This is a genomic window from Bacillus sp. FSL R5-0820, assembly GCF_038593385.1.
Classification (GTDB): domain Bacteria; phylum Bacillota; class Bacilli; order Bacillales; family Bacillaceae; genus Bacillus; species Bacillus altitudinis.
In genome coordinates this window covers 1,485,547-1,508,349 of the sequence record NZ_CP151991.1, presented here as the reverse complement: position 1 = coordinate 1,508,349, position 22,803 = coordinate 1,485,547, and the positions used below count along the sequence as shown (strand labels likewise).

The following is a 22,803-nucleotide window of genomic DNA, read 5'->3' as shown; positions in this document are numbered from 1 at the left end:
CCTTTATTCATCATCAGGGTATTCAATCGTTTTGGAGCTTACTACTTTATCATCCACAGTCACCTGATAGTATCCTTTTTGACCAGGTTCTATCTTAAATTTAATCGTTCGCTCAGTGGGCGCAGTGATTTTAAAGGTTTCATATAAATCAGAAATGCTATGTTCTGCATCGTCAATGGATATTTGAACATTCATTTCTTGTCCTTCTGTTTCTGGTTCATATGGGATCGCAATCTTTTCAGTCACTGTTTTGGCTGGTTTCTCTTTTGGTCCAAGGGAGAACGTAATTTTAACCGTATCACCAGGTTTAACAGCTGTCCCCGCTCCCGGTTCCTGCTTCATGACCTCACCTTTTGGCACATCGTCAGAATATGCTTCTTTTTCATCTAGCTTTAGTCCATTATCCTCTAAATAATTTGATGCGGCCTGTTTACTATACGTCGTTAAATCCCGTAAGGTAATATCGGCAGGGCCTATACTGACGGTCAATGTGACTTCTTCATCTGCTGCGACAAGTTCTGTATTCGCGGAAGGTTTCTGTTCCATGACAATGCCTGATTCTGTGTCATTATCATTCACTTCCTCTACAACAACCTGTTTAAACCCTTTTTTCTCTAATAGTTCTTTTGCTTTCTCGACCTTTTCACCTGTTACATCAGGTAATTCGGTTTTTTCTTTACCTGTACTTTGATAAAGCTGAATTTCTGTCCCTTCTTTTACCTTAGTTCCGATTTTCGGGTCTGTTTTAACAACCAGCCCTTTTTCAATCTTCTCGTCGGCAATATCAATGGGTTCAGAAGCGACGGTAAATCCAGCTTTCTTTAAGGTGTCTTCCGCTTTTTCAACCGTCATGCCAGAAACATCGGTCACCTCTACATCCTTTGGAAAGAGTAATCCTGGGAAGACCGTGATCGCTAAAATGGTCGCAGCCGTCAAAACAAATAAGATCGACGCTACAATCCACGGCCATTTTTTCCGTTTTTTCTTCGGTTTTTGTTTCTCTTTTTTCTTTGGTTTTTGAACCGGGTGGACGGCTGTTTTTTCATTGTCTTGATCGACTTGATGATCTTTTATAATAGGAATGGCTTTTGTTGCTTCATGATCTTCTTCAATGACAAAGCGCTTTTCTTTTAGTCTTGCAGGGTCAAAAGCCGTTTTTAAGTCTTTTTGCATTTCAGATGCATCTTCGTATCGATAGAATGGATCTTTGGCCATTGCTTTTAAAATGATGTTCTCCACGCTTTGTGGTACAGAAGGATTCCACCTTCTCACAGATGGCGGCTCTGATTGCAAATGCTTCAGTGCGACACTGACAGCGGATTCTCCTTCAAATGGCATGCGTCCTGAAATCAGCTCATAAAGAACAATACCAAGTGAATAAATATCTGACTTTTTCGTTGCAAGACCGCCGCGCGCTTGCTCTGGGGACAAATAATGCACGGAGCCAAGAACAGAATTCGTATGGGTAATGGTCGCTGAGCTAAGTGCCATGGCAATGCCAAAATCAGTGACTTTGATATTCCCCAAGTTGTCTATTAATATATTGTGAGGCTTAATGTCTCGATGGACGAGCTGTTTCGCATGGGCTTCTTCCATCGCCGCAACGACTTGCTCCATAATGCGAACGGCTTCTTTTGGATGAAGTGGTCCATTGGCGTGTATGTATTCTTTCAGCGTCATCCCCTCGACATATTCCATGACAATATAATAAATGTCATCTTCTTCCCCTACATCGTAGATACTGACAATATTCGGATGATCTAAGCTGGCTGCTGATTGCGCTTCTCTCCGGAACCGTCTAATAAAATCATCATCGCTTGCAAAGTCAAACCGTAAAATTTTAATCGCCACTTCGCGATCTAAAATCATATCCTCCGCCAAATAAACGTTGGCCATTCCGCCTCCGCCTATTGCGCGAAGAATTTGATAACGGCCGCTGATCCTTTTTCCGATCAACACTTGCTGTCACCCTCCTCTGTTTGGGAGGAGATTTCTAACAGTACTGCTGTAATGTTATCTTCACCGCCGTTGTCATTCGCTGTTTGAACTAACTCTGTTACTTTTTCATCTGGTGCGGTTGTTTGCGATAAAATCTGAATCAAATGCTCTTCTTCTACTTTATTCGATAATCCGTCTGAGCAAAGCAAAATTTGATCTCCTGGGTCCACTTCAAAAGTTCGTGCATCAATTTGAACGTGTTTATCCGTTCCTAACGCTTTGGTCAGCACATTTTTTCTTGGATGATATTCTGCATCCGCTTTTGAAATCTCTCCTGTTTTCACTAACTCATTCACTAGTGAGTGATCATCTGTTAATTGGGTCAGTGCTCCTTCTCTTAGCAAATAGCAGCGGCTGTCACCAATATGGGCAATTGTGACCGTTTGCAAATGAACGAGCGCACAAACGATGGTCGTCCCCATTCCTTGGCACTCCTCATTGTTTTTCGCATGTTCGTATACTTGGTCATTAATATCGCTAATTTTTGAGATTAACCAATTTTCTTGATCGGCTGGTTTATTTGGAATTGAAGATGTTTCCTGCCAGTATTCTTTTAAAGAAGAAACTGCCATCTTGCTGGCTACATCACCAGCAAGATGACCTCCCATTCCATCTGCTACAACAGCTAGAAGTGTGTCTTCTTTTGCTTCAAAAATACCTGCATCATCTTCATTATGCTGACGGACTTTTCCTGTATCGGTTTGAAAGGCTGCCCTTATCAACATTCGTCACCTCGTCTCTTCCTGACGCTCCTTCGCTCTTAGCTGACCGCAAGCAGCATCAATATCATGGCCTTGCTCTCGTCTAATCGTTACGTTTACGCCTCGTTCTTTCAGCGTTTTTTCAAATAGGAAGATTTGTTCTCTTGGTGTTCTCACGTAATCTCTTTCTGGTACATAGTTCACCGGGATGAGGTTTACATGGCATTTGATTCCTTTTAATAAATCAGCAAGTTCTTCTGCATGATGGACTTGATCATTGACTCCGCCAAACAGACCGTATTCAAAGCTCACGCGTCTGCCTGTTTTTTGAATGTAATATTCAATAGCTTCCATTAATTTTGGCAGCTTGTATGCCTTATTGATTGGCATGAGGCGGCTTCGAATGTCAGTATTTGGTGCGTGTAGGGAGACAGCAAAGTTGATTTGCATTTGCTCATCCGCAAATTGATAAATCTTTGGAATGATCCCGCTCGTCGAAACGGTAATATGACGTGCACCAATATTTAAACCGTTGTCATGGTTAATGATTTTAAGGAATGCAAGCATTTCATCAAAGTTATCAAACGGTTCGCCAATTCCCATGATAACAACTGAGCTGACGCGTTCATCTGTTTCATCAAGCGCCTGTTGTACTTTCAATACTTGGGCCACAATTTCTCCCGCCTCAAGGTTACGTTTCAAACCGCCAAGTGTAGATGCACAGAATGTACAACCAATCCGGCAGCCAACCTGTGTTGTGACGCAGACAGAGTTGCCATATTCGTGGCGCATCAGCACGGTTTCAATGGTATAGCCATCGTGTAATTCAAATAAGAACTTGATCGTTCCATCTTGAGAAGTTTGTTTGATCACTGTTTTTAAAGTCGTGATGGCGAATTGATCTTTTAATTTTTCTCTTAATTCCTTTGAAAGGTTAGACATTTCATCAAAGGACGTGACGCGTTTTTCATAAAGCCACTCAAAAATTTGTGTTGCACGGAAAGGCTTCTCGCCTTGTTCCTTTAACCAGTCTTTGATTTCATTTAGCTCAAACGAGTAGATCGACGGCATGTCTGTTTTCAGTTCTTTTCTTACTTTTTGTTTTTGTTCTGTCATTTTTTATCCCTTCTTTCTCATGCTGCAAATAAAGAAACCATCTGTTCCGAAATAATGAGGAAGAATTTGTACACTTCCGTTTTGAACAAACGGAGCAACCTGCTCAGGCAGCCGTTCATTAAGAGATAGATCGGGTTCGAAGTCTTGGTGTTCTTGTAAAAACGCATGAATCACTTGTTGATTTTCTGTTGGATCCATTGTACATGTACTGTATACAAGGGTTCCGCCTGGCTTTAGCAGCTGGGCTGTTTCATGCAAGATCGATTGCTGAATTGTCGCAAGTCTTGCTGAGTCTTCCGAGGACTTTGTATATTTCATATCTGGTTTTCGTCTGATGACGCCAAAACCTGAACATGGTGCATCAATGAGAATACGGTCAAACGAAGCATCATCATAATGGTCGGATGCTTTTCTTGCATCAAGCGCTTTTGCCTCAATATGCGTTAAGTTTAGACGCTTTGCTGCCTGTTTGATCAGTTTTACTTTGTGCTCATGTAAATCAAGAGACACAATCTTCCCCTCATCGTTCATTCGCTCTGCGATATGTGTTGATTTACCACCAGGAGCGGCACAGGCATCAAGCACCATTTCTCCCGGCTGAGGATCCAGCGCTCTTGCGACAAGCATGGAGCTTTCATCTTGAATCGTGACAAAGCCCTCTTGAAAGAAAGGAGTAGATACGATAGAGCCTTTCATGAGTTTGAGTGCATCCTCAGATAGGTCGCCGAGCTCTGTCTCAATTCCTGCATCCATGAGTTCTTGCTGCAGTGCAGTGCGGTTTTTTTTCATTTGATTGACACGCAATGTCTGCTTTGGCGGGACTAAATGAATACGGCACATGCTTTCTGCTGCTTCAAAACCGTACGCCTCCACCCATTCTTGTACGAGCCACAATGGATGGCTTGTCTCTATTGAGAGCCTTTTTACCGGATCTTTGATCGCATCAAATGATGGCACGCCTTCTCTTTGCACAGAACGAAGAACGCCGTTGACTAGTGAAGAAATGCCTTTATGTCCGCGCTTTTTCGTTAGCTCCACTGCTTCATGGATGGCTGCACGATCTGGAATTTTTTCAAGGTAAACCATCTGATAAAGAGACATCCGCAAAAGCTGCATCACCCATGGAGCCACTTTTTGCGGTTTTTTCACAAAGGGTGTGAGCATATAATCAAGTGCCAGCTTGTTTTGCAGTGTACCGTATACAAGTTCTGTTAATAGCGGTTTGTCTTGATCGGAAAGTTCTTTCTCTTTCATCACTGACTGCAAAAGCAAGTTACTGTAGGCTTGATTTTGTTCGAGTTTGATTAAAGCGTCCAGCGCTATTTCTCTCACATTACTTTTCTTCATTGATTAACCCTAATTTCTGTCCAATTTCGATATTTGCGCCTCTTAAGAAGTCTTCACCGCTCATTTTTTTCTTTCCAGCGGGCTGTACACTCGTTAATAAAAGGCCTTGCTGATTTCCTGTTCCAACGACTGGTCCTTCTTTTTGAAGCTCAATCACTTTCCCAGGTTCTTCTGGTGCTTGAAGCGGAACTTTTTTCGCTTCCCATACTTTTAAGTTAGCACCGCTCCATTCAGTATAGGCAACTGGCCATGGATTTAAGCCGCGAACTTGGTTGTAAAGCTCTTCTCCTGGCTTGTTCCAGTCTAATCTTTCCTGCTCCCGCTTAATATTTGGTGCATACGTTGCTGCCTCTTCATTTTGCGGAATTGGCGAGATAGACCTGCTTAACACATTTGGAACTGTGTCTTTTAATAAGGCCGCACCAGCCACACTTAATTTATCATGCAGTGTTCCGACGTTGTCTAATTCATCAATTTCTACTTCTACTTTGCTAATCATGTCACCTGCATCAAGCTTTTCTACCATATACATGATCGTCACGCCTGTTTTCTTTTTGCCTTGCAGGATCGCATAATGGATCGGTGCACCGCCTCTTAATTCTGGCAGCAGTGAGGCATGAACGTTGATACAGCCAAATTCAGGTTCATCAAGTAATCTTTTTGGCAAAATTTGTCCGAACGCTGCTGTTACGATCAAATCTGGCTTTAAGGCAAGCACTTTATCAATTTCTTCATCAAGACGTACCTTTTCAGGCTGTAAAACTGGAATGCTGTGTTTTAAGGCTTCTACTTTTACAGGAGGCGGCGTCAGTACTCGTTTTCTGCCTTTCGGGCGATCTGGCTGTGTGACGACCCCGACAACTTCATATCCTTCTGTGATAAGTGTTTGCAGCACAGGTACTGAGAAATCAGGGGTTCCCATAAATACGATACGTGCCATTTTCTTCACCCTTCCATTTCCGCAAGTTCTTTTTCTGTATAGGTTTGAATGATTTTCGACGTGAATAATACACCGTCTAAGTGATCAATTTCATGCAATAAAGCTCTTGCTAAAAATCCTTCTGCTTCTATTGTAAATGGTTTGCCTTTCTTATCAAAGGCTTTCACCTTCACATAATTTGGTCTTTCAACCGTTCCGTACAAAGATGGAAAGCTCAGGCAGCCTTCAATGTCTGTCTGGCTCCCTTCCACTTCAAGAATCTCAGGATTTACCAAGTCAATCCTCCCAGAATCTTCGCCGATATCGACCACGGCGATTCTTTTTGAGATGCCGATTTGTGGTGCGGCTAGGCCGACTCCATCTAGTTCAAGCATTGTATCATACATATCATCCAGCAGTTTTTTCAGTTTTTTATCGAATGTATCAACAAGCTCTGTTTGTTGTTCAAGCACGTCTGCAGGATGTAAGACGATCGGTTTGATTGCCACGAAAAGACCTCCGTTTTACATCATCATATATGGATTCATATCGATTGATATCATCAACTGTTTTTGTTCCATTTCTTTTTGATAATGATCTTGTATTTTTCGTAATAAACTTGCCAGTTCATTTTCCCTTTTGTATTTTATCACGCATTGATATCGATATCTATCTTTGATCTTAGCGATCGGAGAAGCAGCAGGACCGAGAATCCTTGTATTCGGTGCACAATTCATTTTCAAGAACTGAACAATTTTGTCTGTGACATGCGCTGCCTTCGTCACTTCTTCATGTGATACAGTCACCATCGCCAAAAAATAAAATGGCGGATAGGACTGATGACGACGGTGCAACATCTCTTGCTCATAAAAGGCTTCATAATCATGCTGTTTGGTTAATTCAATACTATAATGCGAAGGTGTATATGATTGAATAATGACTGACCCCGCTTTTTCATGACGTCCCGCACGTCCGCTTACTTGCGTGAGAAGCTGAAACGTTTTTTCACTTGAACGAAAATCAGGGATGTGAAGAGACGTATCCGCACTAAGGACACCGACAAGTGTAACATCTGGGAAGTCTAAGCCTTTTGCAATCATTTGCGTCCCAAGCAGTATATCCGCTTCTTTGTTACCAAAGGACGTGAGAAGCTTTTCGTGCGCGCCTTTCCGAGAGGTTGTATCTACATCCATTCGGATGACCCTTGCTTCTGGCAATACCTTCGTCAGCTCTTCTTCCACACGCTGCGTGCCTGTACCAAAATAGCGAATATGCTCACTATGGCATTCTGGACATTCTGCAGGTACAGGAGCTTCGTGACCGCAGTAATGGCACTTCAGCCGTTTTTGAAAGCGGTGATAAGTGAGAGAGATCTCACAATGAGGACATTGTTCCACATATCCGCAATCACGGCACATCACAAAGGATGAATAGCCTCTTTTATTGAGAAATAAAACCGCCTGCTCTTTCCTTTCAAGTACTTCTTTTAACCTGAGCATTAATTCTTCTGAGAACATGGAGCGGTTGCCGTTTCTTAATTCTTCTCTCATATCAATTAACGAAACGTGCGGCAGCTGCTGCTGATTGACGCGCCGTTTGAGCGTCAGCAGTGTATACACACCCTTTTTCGCACGCGCATATGACTCAAGTGAAGGCGTTGCACTGCCCAATACAACCGGACATTGGTGCCGCCCTGCTCGTTCAATGGCCACATCTTTCGCATGATACCGAGGCATTTCTTCTTGTTTATATGACGATTCGTGTTCTTCATCTATAATGATCATTCCTAGATTTTCAAACGGGGCGAAAACAGCCGATCTTGCGCCAACGACAAGCTTGACTTCCTTGCGGTGGATTTTCCGCCATTCATCGTATTTTTCCCCAGTCGATAAGCCGCTATGAAGAACAGCCACATTGGACCCGAAGCGCTCTTTAAAACGCTGGACCATTTGAGGCGTTAATGAAATTTCAGGAACTAGGACGATCGCTTCTTTTCCTTTTTGGAGGACATGATCAATCGTCTGTAAATAAATTTCGGTTTTACCGCTTCCTGTGACTCCGTGCAGTAAAAACGTTTCATGTTTGTCATCGCTCACTGCTTGATGAATGGGTTTTGCCGCTTCTGCTTGCTCTTTTGTGAGATCAAGAGGAGTAGACGGTGTAAACTCCCTATCCCGATAAGGATCTCGATAAATCTCTTCATAGCTTTCTGTTAACAGACCTTCTTGAATCAAGGCTTTTATCGTTTGAGAACTAGCACCTGTTTGTTGCTGCAAATCTTTTGCTAAAAACGTCGTTTCATTCGCTTGAAATAAAAAGGTAAGCAGCGCCTTCTGTTTCACCGCATTTTTCTTTAACTGCTTCTGTTTTTCTTCAAGTTTTTCTTTCGTAACTGCTATCTGAAGTGTCCGCACCTTTTTCTTTCCGGATTTTTGTGAGACGTGATATCTGACTTCTAGATGGCCTTTTTGGACATGCTTTTGAATAGGCTTCAGCTGTTCAGGCGGAATGTCAGCGTAAAGGATGCTCTCTTGCTGACCGAAAAGCTCTTTCAATGACTGCGGAAGTTCCTCAGCTGATAACACCTGAATTTCTTTTTCATATTTGGCTTTCATCGCTGCTGGGAGCATCGATTGAAGCGCCGTAATATGATAGGACAATGTTTTTTCCGTCAGCCAGTGGGAAAGCTCCAATAGCTCATCTGTCAGAACAGGAGATAAATCAAATAAATCGACAATGTCCTTGATGTTTCCTGACTGTACGTCTGTTTCTTCTTTGATTTTTGTCACAAACCCTTGAATCTTCCTTGGGCCAAAAGGAACCACTACCCTCATACCAGCCTTGACAAGGCCTTTAAAGCGGTCTGGCACACGATAGTCAAATGGCCTGTCAATGGCTTTCGTTGTGACATCGACGATCACTTCAGCAATCATGCTCGATCACGCTCTTTTGGCAGCAGCTGCTTTGCCTCCTGTAAGATTTCAAAGGCAAGGTCTTTTTTGCTCATCATTGGCAGCTCTTTTTTTGTTCCGTCTGCTTTGATCAATGCTGCGACATTTGTATCTGTGCCAAAGCCTGCGCCCTCTGCTGCAACATTGTTCGCGACAATCATATCTAAATGCTTGGATTCGATTTTCTTTTTCGCATAATATTCTACATCCTGCGTCTCAGCTGCAAAGCCGACTAGCACCTGATGTTCTTTTCTTTTCCCAAGCTCTTTTAAAATATCTTTCGTCCGCTTAAATTCAACCGCTAGTTCACCGTCTTGTTTTTTCATTTTATGAGAATACGTCGTGACAGGCGTATAATCGGCAACGGCTGCTGATTTAATCACTATATCTGCTTTCTCGTACACCTCTAACGCTGCTTGATACATCTCCTCAGCCGATTCCACTTGCACCACATCCACATGCTCAGGCGCAGTTAACGAAACAGGTCCTGAAATGAGCGTGACATCAGCCCCCATTTGCTCGGCAGCTTCTGCAATGGCATAGCCCATTTTCCCAGAAGATCGATTTGAAAGGAAACGAACAGGGTCGATCACTTCTCGTGTAGGGCCAGCTGTGACCACGACTTTTTTACCTGAAAGCGGCAAGCTGGCTGGCTCATCAAAAAACGCACGGATGTGTTCAACAATTTTTTCAGGCTCCTCTAAGCGTCCTTTTCCAATGTAGCCACATGCTAAATAGCCTTCACTTGGCTCTATAAACCGGTAGCCGTCTTCATATAAAGTGCGGATGTTCCGTTTGACAGCTGGATGGTCATACATGTGCACATTCATAGCCGGTGCAACCCATACAGGAGCTGTTGAAGCAAGCAAGGTGGTTGTGAGCATATCATCAGCAAGTCCTGCGGCCATTTTACCAATGGTATGTGCTGTTGCAGGGGCAACAAGAATGAGATCGGCCCAGTCAGCTACATCAATATGCGCAATGACTTTTGGATTGTTTTCTTTAAATGTATCCACATACACCTCATGCCGAGATAGGGCTTGGAAGGTGAGCGGAGACACAAACTCACGGGCAGATTCTGTCATAATCACTCTTACGTTTGCGCCTGCCTGTACGAGTTTACTAGTGAGTGCAGCTGCTTTATATACGGCGATTCCTCCGCTGACGCCGAGTAAAATATTTTTCGACTGTAACATTTGTTTGTCCCCCTTAACGGCCTTTTTCACAAATTCGTCTACAATTCAAAAAAGTCAAAACCAATCATAGTTTTGACTTTTTTGAACGTATCGTATCTGCATAGCAGAAGCGATGTTATTCTTGCTCTTCTTTTTCAAATGTCAAAAGACCAGCATCGATTTCTTCAAGAGCTTTCCCTACAAATTTATAGGATTTTGTGTTTTCGATTTGTTGATCTTGATGGATTTGCATTTCACGTGCACGGCGTGCAGACACTGTGACAAGTGTATATTTTGAGTCAAGTTTGTTCATCAATGAGTCAATTGAAGGATCTAACATGGTTTATTCTACCCCCAGCATTTTTTTATATCTTGGTGCGACTCTGTCTCTTCGCAGGTGCTCTGCAAGGACGATCGCTTTAATTCTTTCACATGCAAGCTCGACATCGTCGTTTTCAACGACATAGTCATAAGCATCCATCATTTCAATTTCTTCTTTTGCAGCAGCCATTCGGTTACGGATGAGATCCTCAGATTCTGTCCCGCGTGTAATAATGCGGTTTTGAAGTTCTGAAAGACTTGGCGGTGCAAGGAAAATAAAGAGACCTTCTGGGAATGCTTCTCTTACTTGAAGTGCACCTTGCACTTCGATTTCAAGGAAAACATCTTTTCCTTCGCTCAATGTTTGTTCTACATAGTCAACAGGCGTGCCGTAGTAATTCCCAACATACTCTGCCCATTCTAACAGCTTTTTGTTTTCAATCATATGTTCAAATTCTTCCCTGGTTTTAAAGAAATAATCAACACCATTTCTCTCACCTTCACGCGGTTTGCGGGTTGTCACAGAAATAGAGTATTCAAATTTCGTATCTTCCTGGGAGAAAATGGCTTGTCTGACCGTTCCTTTTCCAACTCCCGAAGGTCCAGAGAGAACGATTAAAAGTCCTCTTTCTTTCATAATGGCGTATTACCCCTGCCCTTCATCTATGATTTCTTCTTTTACAGAAAGTCTTTGCGCGACAGTCTCAGGCTGAACGGCAGATAAGATGACATGGTCACTGTCCATAATGACAACAGCACGGGTTCTTCTTCCGTATGTCGCATCAATGAGCATGCCTCGATCTCTTGCGTCTTGTATCATTCGTTTAATCGGTGCTGATTCCGGACTGACGATTGAAATCATCCGATTCGCTGAAATGATGTTTCCAAATCCGATATTGATCAACTTTATGGTCATCTTCTTTCGTCCCCCTGTAATATAAACGTCTCTAGTCTCGCCGAAAGAGACGCACTGTAAACAGCATACACAATGACTATTCTATATTTTGCACTTGTTCTTTTATTTTTTCAATAGCGCTTTTCATTTCAACCACCAGCTTTGTTAAATGGTGATGGTTTGCTTTTGATCCAATCGTGTTCACTTCACGGTTGAGCTCCTGTACAAGAAAGTCAAGCTTTCGTCCGGCAGCGCCACCTTGCGTCAAAATTTGCTGGAACTGCTGAAAATGACTTTTCAGCCTGGTAATCTCTTCTGTAATGTCACAGCGATCAGCAAAAATGGCCGCCTCTGTGGTCAGTCTGCTCTCTTCAAGCGCCTCTCCGATCCATTCTTGCAATCTTTGATTCAATCGTTCTTTGTACTGACTCACAACCTCTGGTGCAAACACTTTGATTTCTTCTGTAAATGCCTCGAGTTCAGACAGCCTGAGTTCACAGTCTTTTTGAAGTGATGTTCCCTCCTGCTCTCTCATGAAGCAAAGCTCCTTGACAGCTTCTTCACAAGTGTCTATCAGCAAATGCTCCAGCTGCTCATTTCGGCTGACTGACTCTTCCACCTGAACAGCCTGTTCCAGCTTCAGTAAGTCATGTGCATGCTGAATACCTGAAATATGATAGCGGTCCTCAAGGTCTTTTGCGGCTTTCATATATTCATCAAGCAGCGGCCAGTCAATCTGTAAAGACCGGCTTGCAAGTTTACCGCCTTCAATCGTAACAAACAGCTCAATTCGACCGCGCTGCACGTGACGAAGAATGATTTTTTTTAATGTATCTTCGAAATATAAAAGCGGCCTCGGCAAACGGGCATGAACCTCTTTAAAACGGTGATTGACCGATTTTAGCTCAACTGACACTGTCAGTTCACCATCCGTTTTACTCGCTTGGCCGAATCCCGTCATACTGCGTATCATGTGAAAACACCCAATTCTTTCATATTAATAAAATGAAAAAGGTAATAGCAGACACTATTACCTCAAAATTATACCATAACCAATTATTTTTTTCTTGTCAAAAGTGATCCTGCCAGTAAAAAAGTTGGCAATGCAGACATACCGATGATCAGAAGCCAATCGACTGGTGCGACTGCCACCGTTTTGAAAATCGGCTGAAGCGGCGGATAATAAATGACCACAAGCATCAGCAGAAGGGAAGACACAACGGCGCCGATCAAGTACATATTCCCGAATGGATTGCGTTCAAAAATAGACCGTTCACTGCGGCAGTCAAACACATGAATGAGCTGCGCCAAAACGAGTGTGCTGAATGCAACCGTCTGCGCATATTGAAGATTGTTCGGATCACGGTGATACACAAACATAAAGGCTAACAAAGTGGCAATCCCGATCAGAAACCCTCTTGATATGACCTTCCAACCAAGTCCTCTTGCAAAAATCCCCTCTTTCATGTTTCGCGGCTTTCTCTTCATGACATCGCCTTCTGGTTTATCCATTCCAAGTGCCATAGCCGGCAAGCCGTCTGTGACAAGGTTTACCCACAAAATTTGAATTGGAACGAGAGGCAATGGAAGCGCAAGAAGCATTGCAAACAGCATAACCAAAATCTCTCCCACATTCGATGCCAGCAAATAGCGGACAAATTTGCGAATGTTTTCATAAATATTCCGGCCCTCTTTAATAGCGGATTTAATGGTCGCAAAGTTGTCATCAAGCAAAATAAGAGAAGAAGCTTCTTTGGCAACGTCTGTTCCGGTAATCCCCATGGATATGCCGATATCCGCCTGTTTAATCGCTGGCGCATCATTCACACCATCACCTGTCATCGCGACAATATGGCCATTTTTTTGATAGGCCTTCACAATTCTCAGTTTATGCTCAGGTGATACACGGGCAAAGACGTACACATCTTCTGCTGTTTGCTCCAGCTCTTTGTCGCTTAGCTGATCCAGAGCTTTTCCATCAAGCACCTTTCCTTGCTTCGGTAAGAGACTTAAATCTTTAGCGATCGCTTTAGCCGTTTCTACGTGATCGCCTGTAATCATCACTGTTTTAATGCCAGCATCCCGGCATTCTTTAATCGCTCGTCTCACTTCAGGACGAGGTGGATCAATCATGCCCTCTAGACCGATAAATGTGAGGCCAGTTTCTGCCTGCTGAACAGAGGTGATTTTTTCTGTCAGGCTTACTTTTTTATATGCAATCGCAATGGTTCTAAGCGCTTGTCTTGCTAAACCTTGAATCGCAGCTTCTGTTTCTTGCCGGTGAGCCTTTGAAAATGAGGCGGTGCGTCCGCCGTGCATCATATGACTTGAACGGTTCATCAGCACATCTGGCGCCCCTTTGGCAATGACATACCGCTCCTTCTGATTCGTTTCCACGACGACTGACATCATTTTTCTTTCAGAGTCAAAAGGGAATTCCTCCACCACACGAAATCCCGCTTCGATGAATTGCTCTGTAAAACCCGCTTTACGCGCAGCGGTTAGAAGTGCTCCTTCTGTCGGATCACCATCAAGTCTCATCTCACCGTCTTTTTCAACGATGTTCGATGTATTACAAAGTGCTCCGTATAATAGCACCTTTTGCAGGCTTGGATGTTTGTCTACATGGACAAGTTCTCCGTTTAAGGTAAAATCACCTGACGGCTCGTACCCAGTGCCAGAAATATTCCACGTTTTCCCCTCTGCCCATACATGTGTCACTGTCATTTTATTTTGTGTCATTGTGCCTGTTTTATCTGAGCAAATAATCGAGGCGCAGCCGAGTGTTTCCACAGCCGGCAGCTTTCTGACAATGGATTTTTGTTTAATCATCCGCTGCACACCTAGGGAAAGTGCGACAGTGACGATCGCCGGCAGTCCTTCTGGAATCGCAGCAACAGCGAGAGATACACCCGCTAAGAACATATGATACAAATCATGACCTTGCACCACACCAAGAACAACCACAAGCACAGTTAAAAATAATGCAGCCACAATTAAAATTTTCCCCAGCTGCTCAAGGCGTCTTTGCAGCGGTGTTTCCATATTACCTGCTGAATCCAGCATACCCGCAATTTGTCCCATCGCCGTATTCATCCCTGTACCAATGACAACCCCTACACCGCTTCCTCTTGTGACAAGCGTCCCCATAAAGGCCATGTTCGTCAAATCTCCAAGTGAGACATGATCTCGCGAGAGCGGACTCGCATGTTTGACCGCTGGGATGGACTCTCCAGTGAGGGCAGATTCTTCGATTTCCAAACTCTTTGTTTCTAGTAATCTGATATCTGCCCCAATTCGATCCCCACTTGAAAACTTCACAATATCTCCCGGCACGAGGTGCTTCGACGGGATCTTGACCCATTCATTGTTTCTCCTTGCATAGACATGAGGCGTTGATAATTCCTTTAGTGCTTGGAGGGACTTTTCCGCACGGCGTTCCTGATAAAAGCCAAGCACACCATTTATCAGCACAATCGCCACAATCGCCACAGCATCAATGTATTCACCTAAAAAGGCAGAAATAATCGTTGCCGCAAGCAGGATTAACACCATAAAGTCTTTAAATTGCGCTAAAAAAATAACGAACGCCGACGCCTTTTTCCCTTCCTGCAATTCATTTGGCCCATGCTTTTCAAGCCGCTTTTGCACATCTTTTTCTGACAGTCCGTCACCTATCGATGTATTCATTGTTTTTAATAAATCGGTTTGGTTCAGTTCATGCCAATTCATTTGACCTCGTCCACTCCTCTTTTGTTCTCTCTCTTATGCAGTGTTCTATAAGCCAGTTTATTCAGACTCGTCCTAAATCATGCTATAATAATAAGACTGCCTAAAGAACGAGAAAACGTAAGGTTCTTTCAGTAGATTTGTGTGAAAGAAGAGGGTGTATCCAACATGTCATTTGACGGCATTTTTACATACGGTATGACAAATGAATTGCAAGAAACATTAACTGGCGGAAGAATTTCGAAAATACATCAGCCATACAAGCATGAGCTGATTTTTCATATCCGGTCAAAGGGGAAGAATCATAAGCTGCTTTTATCCGCTCACCCGAGCTATGCAAGGGTACAGCTCACTGAGCACCATGATGATAATCCGAGCGAACCGCCAATGTTTTGTATGCTCCTCAGAAAACATCTTGAGGGTGGGTTCATTGAACGTTTTGAACAAATTGGGTTAGATCGGGTGATCGTGCTGCACGTGCGAAGCCGAAATGAAATTGGCGATGAACAAACCCGTAAGCTGTATATTGAAATTATGGGCAGGCACAGCAACTTAATTCTCGTGGAGGACGAAACGGAACAGATCATTGACGGACTGAAACACCTTTCTCCATCTGTGAACAGCTATCGAACGGTGCTGCCAGGACATCAATATCTTCTGCCGCCGGCACAGCAAAAGCTGAATCCTTTTGACGTGACGAAGGAAGCTATTTTAAAGCATTTACGTTTTCAAGAAGGGAAAATTGCCAATCAAATTGTCGATACATTCTCCGGGGTTTCTCCGCTGTTTGCTAAGGAAGCTGTCCACAGGGCCGGTCTTGCCAATCAGGAAACGATTCCAAGTACATTGCTCGAGATGTTCCAGCTCATTCAGGCGCATTCTTTTACCCCTCAGCTCACGAGAAAAGACGGGAAAGAGTATTTTTATTTATTAGAACTTCAGCACGTCGATGGTGACATGAAGACGTTTGATTCTCTAAGCGAGCTACTTGACCGCTTTTATTTCGGAAAAGCTGAAAGAGACAGAGTCAAACAGCAGGCGGCTGATCTTGAACGTTTTGTTGCGAATGAAAAAAAGAAAAATGAAAACAAGCTAAAAAAACTAACAAGAACGCTTGAAGAATCTCAAAATGCGCATAAGTATCAGCTTTATGGTGAATTGCTTACTGCCAATATATATGCGATTAAAAAAGGGGATAAAGAAGCGACTGTCATCAATTATTATGATGAAGAAGGCGGAGAGATCACGATCCCGCTCAAAACAAACAAAACCCCTTCTGAAAATGCACAAGCGTATTTTACAAAATACCAAAAGGCAAAAAATGCAGTAGAGGCCGTAAATGAACAAATTGAGCGAACACATGAAGAAATTGTTTATTTTGACGAGCTGATCCAGCAGCTGTCCTCTGCCTCACCAAAAGATTTAGAGGAAATAAGAGAAGAACTGGTGGAAGGAAAATATTTGCGTCCCAAACAAAAACGCAACGCCAAAAAGAAGAAACCATCGGCCATTCAACTGGAAACGTATGAATCTTCTCAAGGTGTTCCGATTCTCGTTGGAAAAAACAACAAGCAAAACGAATATTTGACCACAAAGGCGGCAGCTCGTGATGACATTTGGCTTCACACAAAGGATATTCCTGGATCACATGTTGTCATTCGTCACAAAGCGCCTGATGAACAAACCTTGCTTGAAGCGGCACAAATTGCTGCCTACTTCTCGAAGGCAAAAGAATCAAGCTCCGTCCCTGTCGATTATACGAAAATCCGGCATGTGAAAAAACCAAACGGAGCAAAACCGGGCTTTGTCACGTATGATCAGCAGCAAACATTATTTGTGACGCCTGATGAGGATGTTGTCCTAAAGCTGAGAAAATAAAAAAGAGCCGATTAAATCTTTAGATGAGATTTTATCGGCTTTTTCTTTGTCTTTTTTTTCTTTCTATATAGAGCTCATCCAGTGCATCTACATCCTCTTGTTCAAGCAAGGTCTCAATGGCCGCAGCCAGCTGTTTAGTGCGGGCTGGGCTTGCACCACTCGTAGATATGGAGATTGTTACTTTTCCTGCCCTTACAACCTTTGGCACAATCACATTGCCTAGCTCTGACTGGCTCACACAGTTGACGAGCTGATGAGGAAGCGCTGATTGCGTCATCCACTCGTTTACTGAAGCATCGTCTGTAGCAGCGACAATTAAAAATGCATCCTTTACATCTTCCGCATCAACTTTCTTTTTCTTCCAAGTCAGCTGATATGTCTCAATGAGATTCGCCATTTCATCACAAATGTCAGGGCTCACAATGGTTATGCTGCATGGCTCCATGCATAGCGCACTCGTCCTTCTAGCCGCAACCCTTCCTCCGCCGGCAATTAGCACGTGTTTATTGGTTAGATCAAGATGAACTGGAAGCATGGCTTTCTCCTTGAAAACGAAACGCATCCTCTTTGTTTAAGATCGTTTCCTGCACACGTTCAATATAAGCTGCTTTTACATGGGGATGAAACCCAATGTATCGGCAGACACGGACATCTCGCAGCCGCTCTCTCGCCTGATTCGCTTCACTCTCAATCTCTTTCATTAAAATGCCGGTAAATAAAAGATAAGGCACGAGATAGACAGGCGTATCGTCATCTACTGTTAACTGTGCTAAGACGTCACGATAATTCGGTTCACACGCTGTAATAAAACACGAAAAAACCTCTGCACAAGGCAACATGCTACGGACATCATCTGCAATGCCAAACACATCCCGCTTTACATCTGGATCAGAGCTTCCGCGGCCAATTAAGAGAATTTTTGCGTGCTCTCCCTTGTATCCTGCTTCTTCAATCCTTGCGATAACCGCTTTCGTGACTTCTTGGTTCACGCCTATAGGTCTTCCATATGTCACCTTCACTTGTGGGAAACGTTTTTGTACTTTCACAATCTCATCTGGAATATCTGATTTGGCATGCATGGCAGTTAAAAGGAGGAGCGGGACGATCGCAATGTGGGTTGCTCCTTTTTGTACACAAGTCTCAAACCCTTCTTCGATTGAAGGGTCTGTCAACTCTAAAAAACAAATTTCTTGGATATCTGCTTCCACTAACGGCATACAGCTTTTCATAAAAGAAATGGCTTTATCCTGTGCTTCTTTTACCCTGCTTCCATGCCCGACATAAAGGACTGCTTGTTTCATTTGACTTTTGACTCCTCCTTGCAACCTTAGTTTTATTCAGACGAAAAGACACGATGTCTACACGTGTCTTTTCACCTTTGTTCTCATTTCTCAATCAGTGCTGGTTCAAACCAGTTCAACTTTTGATGAAAGTGAACGACATCTCCTACCACGATTAAACTTGGGTGCTCGATCCCTTCTTTTTCAACCGTTTCAGATAGTGTCGCCACCGTGCAGCAAGTCGTCTTTTGCCTTGTGGTCGTTCCCCAGTGAATAAACGCAGCTGGGGTTTCAGGATTCCGCCCATTTTTCAAAAGCAGCCGCTGAACTCTTTCCACGTTTTTGACGCCCATGTAAATGACAAGGGTATCAATCCCCGTCGCGAGCGCTTCCCACTTTTCTTCAAAATGTTCATCCTTTTGATAATGCCCTGTTACAAACGCAACATTTGAGCTGAATTCTCGGTGCGTGACTGGAATGCCTGCATAAGCAGCGGCTGCAATGCCAGAAGTAATCCCTGGGACAACTTCATATGGAATACCATGCTCAGCTAAGCATTCGATTTCTTCACCGCCACGGCCAAATACAAAGGGATCACCGCCTTTTAGACGAACGACTATGTTCCCTTCCTTCGCATAAGCAACAAGCGCTTCATTAATCGCTTCCTGTCTCATCGTATGATGATTCGGCAGTTTGCCGCAATAGATCAACTCCGCCTCCGGTTTGGCATGGGCAAGAATCTCTTGATTGACAAGACGATCATATAAAATGACATCTGCCTGCTGTATTGCCTTATGGGCCTTTAGCGTAATTAAGTCTGGATCACCCGGTCCGGCACCAACAATGTATACTTTCCCCATCTTGCTTTCTCCCCCTGCCATCAGGCGATTATTTCGTTTTATTCTTTACATAATCAACAAGGCGCTGTTTTGACTCCTCGCGTGATAATCCACCTGTATCTAGAACAAGCTCAGGCGCAGCTGGCTCTTCGTATGGTGAATCGATTCCCGTGAAAAATGGAATTTCGCCGTTTCTTGCTTTTTTATATAATCCCTTTGGATCACGCTCTTCACACACGTTCAGATCACATTTCACAAACACTTCGTGAAATTCTCCGTCTTCGACTAACTGTCTTACGATTTGGCGGTCTTCTTGAAATGGTGAAATAAAAGCAGTAATGACAATCGTTCCTTGCTCAACAAATAATTTCGCCACTTCACCGATGCGCCGAATGTTCTCTTTTCTGTCGTCATCTGAAAAGCCTAAGTCTTTATTGAGTCCATGGCGTACGTTATCGCCGTCAAGGACTGTCACTTGGTACCCCTGTTCAAACAGCTCTCGAGCTGTTGCGTTGGCGATGGTCGATTTACCTGAACCGCTTAGACCTGTCAGCCAAATGATCCCGCTTGTATGGTTGTTTTTCTGTTGATATTCTTTTTTAGTAATAGATGAATCATGCCACACGATATGTTCGTTGCTCATGTCATATCCTCCTTTAAGATACCGTCGTTTTTAATCCTTCGATTAATGTTTCAATGACTTCTTTTCGGCTGAACGTGCTCGGTGGTAATTCACCATTTCTCAGCATCGTTCTAACCTTTGTACCTGAAAGAATGACATGTTCGCTTTTATCATGTGGGCATGTTTTTGGTGTTGCCATGGCTTCACATGTATTGCAGTAAAAGCTGTGTTCAAATTTTAATGGTGTGATCCCAATTTCTTCGCTTGTAAATTGTTCGAATAGCTCCTGCGCTTCGTATGTGCCGTAATAATCACCAACACCTGCATGATCTCTGCCGACAATAAAATGTGTACAGCCATAATTTTTACGCACAAGCGCATGAAAAATCGCTTCCTTTGGTCCAGCATAACGCATGGCAGCAGGAAAAACACCTAAAAAGACGCGGTCTTTCGGGTAATAACCGTTCAGTAACACTTGATAGCTTTTCATTCTTACATCTGCTGGAATATCATCAGATTTTGTTTCACCAACAAGTGGATTTAGAAATAGACCATCCACTGTTTCCAGTGCTGTCTTTTGAATGTATTCATGCGCACGATGGACTGGGTTTCTCGTTTGGAAACCGACAATGGTTTTCCAGCCGTTTTCTTTAAAATGTTTTCTTGTTTCTTCTGGCTCATACGTAAATTGCGGGAAAGGTTTTTCGCTACGTTTTGTCAGTGTAATTTTACCACCAATATACGTGTCACCGCGTTCAAATAATTTTTTCACGCCTGGGTGATTGCGGTCATCTGTTTTATACACATTCACTGCTTCTTTTTCCTTATCAGGTGTGTATTGATCTTCCACCTCAATGACCCCGTATACTGTTCCATTATACGATAGACGAACAATGTCACCTTGATTGATCTCCGCTGCTTTTTCCTTTGTGACAGGCAAAGTAATCGGAAGAGACCAAACGACACCACTTGCTAGTCGCATACTGCTGACAACTGCTTCATAATCAGCTTTCGTTAAAAACCCTTCAATTGGACTATACCCGCCAATTGCGATGAGTTCAAGGTCTGCAAAAGAGATGGCATCCAGCTCAATTTCTTTCGCAGCTGTGCTTAGATCAAATTCTTCATTTACTCGATTAATTAATACGCCACCATGTGGTGTTAAACTCATTTGTTCATCTTCCTCTCAATGTTCATATTTATTAGATGTTAATAGTCGGATTTATATTTAAATCCCGCCGCCCTGTTCATGAATCGAGCTGCTCTCATTTTTAACTGCCTTCATAAGACTCAGTGCACCTAGTGAAGCAAGCAGTACACTCATCATGATAAAGATAGAGTAATAGTCTCCTTTTAAGAAAAGGCTTACCAGCAAATAAGATAGACTAAGTGATAAGAAAGGTGACACAACCCATACCTTCAGCATTTTTTTCACAACATGTTTATGAAAAATGTTCGGTCCACCCTTTGCCATACCTAGCCCAATAATGGACGAGGAGGTAATTTGAGTAAGGGGAACAGGGAGTCCGAATATAGAGCTGACGATGACAAGTCCTGCACCGGTGCTCGATAATAGAATGCCTTCACCCGTTTGATAGCGTGTAATTTTCTTTCCGTTTGTTTCTAGTACCCTTCTTCCTAGAAGCAGCGCCCCAATGGCCACAAAGATTCCGCCGTAAAGGGTTCCTTGCCCGACTGATAAAACACCTGACGCGACAAGCGGGCCGACCGCATTGGCGACATTGTTCATGCCGGCTGAAAATGCTTCTAAAAACCCACTGATAATCAAAACAACAGATAAGATCAATGTACCTTTTTTGGATAATGTTCGTTTAGGGAACAATCTGATGATTTTGACAACAGCAAAGGTAAAAACAAAGGCAACAATCGGAATAATCACCCAAAAAGAGACAATGACTAAGATCGATTTCACATACAGCACTTTATATGCGGCTGCCACACCGACCACAGCTCCTACTGTGACCTCACTTGTGGATAAAGGAATGGCCAAGAGATTCGCTATGAAAAGTGATAATGCGGCCGAGCCAATGATGATACACACAATTTCAAGTGTGATGACAGATTCCGGCATAATCCCGGAGCTGATCGTTTTGACGACCTCACCGCCGCCAATCACTGAACCTGCTAATATTCCAACCGCACAAACGCTGAGCGCGTATATTGGCTTTTTGATCGCACCTGAACCATATGCGATGCCCATCGAAGCGGCTGCTCCGCTTGCGCCAATATTTAAAGCAAAGAATAAGCTAAATAAAATTGCGGCGATTTCCATACATTATGCTCCCTTACTCATGTAATCCGCACTCAGTCTTTGCTGTCCCTGACCATCTTCCAGAACGCAAATCATCAGCAGTAAATGCCGGCTGTGTACAAGGTGCACACCCGATGCTTGGATATCCTTGGTCATGCAGCGGATTATAAGTAAGATCCTCTCTAGACGCATATCTCCATATGTCCTTCCACGTCCAGTGAATGAGCGGACATACTTTGACTGATTGGAATTTTTCATCCTTATTTAAGAAGTTCGTACCTGCTCGTTTAGGCGACTGCTCTCTTCTTAAACCAGACAGCCATGCCGGATAGCCAGATAGTGCCTCTTGCAATGGAATGACCTTTCTCATATGGCAGCAGCTTTGAGGATTCGTTTCCCATAATTTATCACCATGCTGCTCATTCTGCTCTTCCACCGTCAGCTCAGGTGTTTTCAGCACGATGTCTAACCCGGGATATCTTTCCCTAACTGCATCAATGGTGTCGTATGTTTCCTTGAAATGCAGACCTGTATCTAAAAAGACAATTCTTGCATCTTTTTTTACTTTCGCAATAAGATCGATCAGGACAATGCCCTCAATGCCAAAACTGCATGCATAAACGAGCTGATCACCATAGTGGCCGTACGCCCATTTCAGCACAGATAGGGCCCCTTTATACAAATCATCCTCTTGAAATGTAATGGACGGCTCTTGCCAATTTTCATAAGTTAACATTGTTTCTCCCCTTCCGGAGTACTG

Annotated in this window: 21 protein-coding genes; 1 reads left to right on the top strand and 20 read right to left on the bottom strand. The window is 43.3% G+C overall.

The window, feature by feature from the left end; genetic code table 11:
* Window positions 1–3 precede the first annotated feature (3 nt).
* The 13 genes from pknB to NST15_RS07625 form a co-directional block, all read right to left on the bottom strand.
* Window positions 4–1,959 carry a Stk1 family PASTA domain-containing Ser/Thr kinase gene (pknB, locus tag NST15_RS07685; RefSeq protein WP_025207318.1) on the bottom strand — a complete coding sequence of 652 codons (1,956 nt, stop codon included), beginning with the start codon at window positions 1,957–1,959 and terminating at the stop codon, window positions 4–6.
* Complete coding sequence (locus NST15_RS07680; protein WP_034647887.1) at window positions 1,953–2,723, bottom strand: Stp1/IreP family PP2C-type Ser/Thr phosphatase; 771 nt, start codon at window positions 2,721–2,723, stop codon at window positions 1,953–1,955. The genes pknB and NST15_RS07680 overlap by 7 nt, the downstream gene beginning before the upstream one ends.
* A gap of 3 nt (window positions 2,724–2,726) precedes the next feature.
* Complete coding sequence (gene rlmN / locus NST15_RS07675) at window positions 2,727–3,815, bottom strand: 23S rRNA (adenine(2503)-C(2))-methyltransferase RlmN (RefSeq protein ID WP_007499669.1); 1,089 nt, start codon at window positions 3,813–3,815, stop codon at window positions 2,727–2,729.
* Window positions 3,816–3,818: 3 nt separating this feature from the next.
* Window positions 3,819–5,162: a 16S rRNA (cytosine(967)-C(5))-methyltransferase RsmB gene (gene rsmB, locus NST15_RS07670; RefSeq protein WP_048002837.1), complete on the bottom strand. Its 1,344-nt coding sequence runs from the start codon at window positions 5,160–5,162 to the stop codon at window positions 3,819–3,821.
* The gene (gene fmt / locus NST15_RS07665) at window positions 5,149–6,102 is read right to left on the bottom strand and encodes a methionyl-tRNA formyltransferase (RefSeq protein WP_342498987.1); all 954 of its coding nucleotides are present in this window, start codon (window positions 6,100–6,102) and stop codon (window positions 5,149–5,151) included. Before fmt ends, rsmB begins: the two co-directional genes overlap by 14 nt.
* Window positions 6,103–6,107: 5 nt before the next feature.
* Entirely contained in the window at window positions 6,108–6,590 is a 483-nt protein-coding gene (def, locus tag NST15_RS07660) for a peptide deformylase (protein ID WP_017359337.1), read from the bottom strand.
* Window positions 6,591–6,605: 15 nt separating this feature from the next.
* Window positions 6,606–9,014 carry a primosomal protein N' gene (gene priA, locus NST15_RS07655; RefSeq protein WP_007499677.1) on the bottom strand — a complete coding sequence of 803 codons (2,409 nt, stop codon included), beginning with the start codon at window positions 9,012–9,014 and terminating at the stop codon, window positions 6,606–6,608.
* A complete protein-coding gene (gene coaBC, locus NST15_RS07650) occupies window positions 9,011–10,228 on the bottom strand; it encodes a bifunctional phosphopantothenoylcysteine decarboxylase/phosphopantothenate--cysteine ligase CoaBC (protein WP_008344895.1) in 1,218 nt (405 codons plus the stop codon). The genes priA and coaBC overlap by 4 nt, the downstream gene beginning before the upstream one ends.
* 115 nt (window positions 10,229–10,343) lie before the next feature.
* Window positions 10,344–10,547 carry a DNA-directed RNA polymerase subunit omega gene (gene rpoZ / locus NST15_RS07645; protein ID WP_008344896.1) on the bottom strand — a complete coding sequence of 68 codons (204 nt, stop codon included), beginning with the start codon at window positions 10,545–10,547 and terminating at the stop codon, window positions 10,344–10,346.
* Window positions 10,548–10,550: 3 nt separating this feature from the next.
* Window positions 10,551–11,165: a guanylate kinase gene (gmk, locus tag NST15_RS07640; RefSeq protein WP_007499680.1), complete on the bottom strand. Its 615-nt coding sequence runs from the start codon at window positions 11,163–11,165 to the stop codon at window positions 10,551–10,553.
* Between the two features lie 9 nt (window positions 11,166–11,174).
* A complete protein-coding gene (gene remA, locus NST15_RS07635) occupies window positions 11,175–11,444 on the bottom strand; it encodes an extracellular matrix/biofilm regulator RemA (RefSeq protein WP_008344898.1) in 270 nt (89 codons plus the stop codon).
* Between the two features lie 76 nt (window positions 11,445–11,520).
* Window positions 11,521–12,396, bottom strand: a complete 876-nt coding sequence (locus NST15_RS07630; protein WP_007499682.1) for a YicC/YloC family endoribonuclease — start codon at window positions 12,394–12,396, stop codon at window positions 11,521–11,523.
* An 83-nt stretch (window positions 12,397–12,479) separates the two neighbouring features.
* Window positions 12,480–15,155, bottom strand: a complete 2,676-nt coding sequence (locus NST15_RS07625; RefSeq protein ID WP_342498986.1) for a calcium-translocating P-type ATPase, SERCA-type — start codon at window positions 15,153–15,155, stop codon at window positions 12,480–12,482.
* Window positions 15,156–15,320: 165 nt separating this feature from the next.
* On the opposite strand from NST15_RS07625, the gene NST15_RS07620 reads away from it, so the two are divergent.
* Window positions 15,321–17,030, top strand: a complete 1,710-nt coding sequence (locus NST15_RS07620) for an NFACT RNA binding domain-containing protein (protein ID WP_342498985.1) — start codon at window positions 15,321–15,323, stop codon at window positions 17,028–17,030.
* A 31-nt stretch (window positions 17,031–17,061) separates the two neighbouring features.
* Here the strand turns inward: NST15_RS07620 and NST15_RS07615 are convergent, their stop codons facing one another.
* The 7 genes from NST15_RS07615 to NST15_RS07585 form a co-directional block, all read right to left on the bottom strand.
* A complete protein-coding gene (locus tag NST15_RS07615) occupies window positions 17,062–17,565 on the bottom strand; it encodes an NAD(P)-dependent oxidoreductase (RefSeq protein ID WP_025207311.1) in 504 nt (167 codons plus the stop codon).
* On the bottom strand, window positions 17,546–18,331 hold the full coding sequence (locus tag NST15_RS07610; RefSeq protein ID WP_342498984.1) for a sirohydrochlorin chelatase: 786 nt from the start codon (window positions 18,329–18,331) through the stop codon (window positions 17,546–17,548). Before NST15_RS07610 ends, NST15_RS07615 begins: the two co-directional genes overlap by 20 nt.
* Window positions 18,332–18,414: 83 nt before the next feature.
* On the bottom strand, window positions 18,415–19,170 hold the full coding sequence (cobA, locus tag NST15_RS07605) for a uroporphyrinogen-III C-methyltransferase (RefSeq protein ID WP_008344909.1): 756 nt from the start codon (window positions 19,168–19,170) through the stop codon (window positions 18,415–18,417).
* A 28-nt stretch (window positions 19,171–19,198) separates the two neighbouring features.
* Complete coding sequence (cysC, locus tag NST15_RS07600; RefSeq protein WP_342498983.1) at window positions 19,199–19,792, bottom strand: adenylyl-sulfate kinase; 594 nt, start codon at window positions 19,790–19,792, stop codon at window positions 19,199–19,201.
* A gap of 13 nt (window positions 19,793–19,805) precedes the next feature.
* Window positions 19,806–20,942, bottom strand: coding sequence for a sulfate adenylyltransferase (sat, locus tag NST15_RS07595; protein ID WP_008344912.1), 1,137 nt, complete (start codon window positions 20,940–20,942; stop codon window positions 19,806–19,808).
* A gap of 57 nt (window positions 20,943–20,999) precedes the next feature.
* Entirely contained in the window at window positions 21,000–22,064 is a 1,065-nt protein-coding gene (locus tag NST15_RS07590; RefSeq protein ID WP_008344915.1) for an inorganic phosphate transporter, read from the bottom strand.
* A 13-nt stretch (window positions 22,065–22,077) separates the two neighbouring features.
* Entirely contained in the window at window positions 22,078–22,779 is a 702-nt protein-coding gene (locus tag NST15_RS07585; protein WP_007499702.1) for a phosphoadenylyl-sulfate reductase, read from the bottom strand.
* Between the last annotated feature and the right edge of the window lie 24 nt (window positions 22,780–22,803).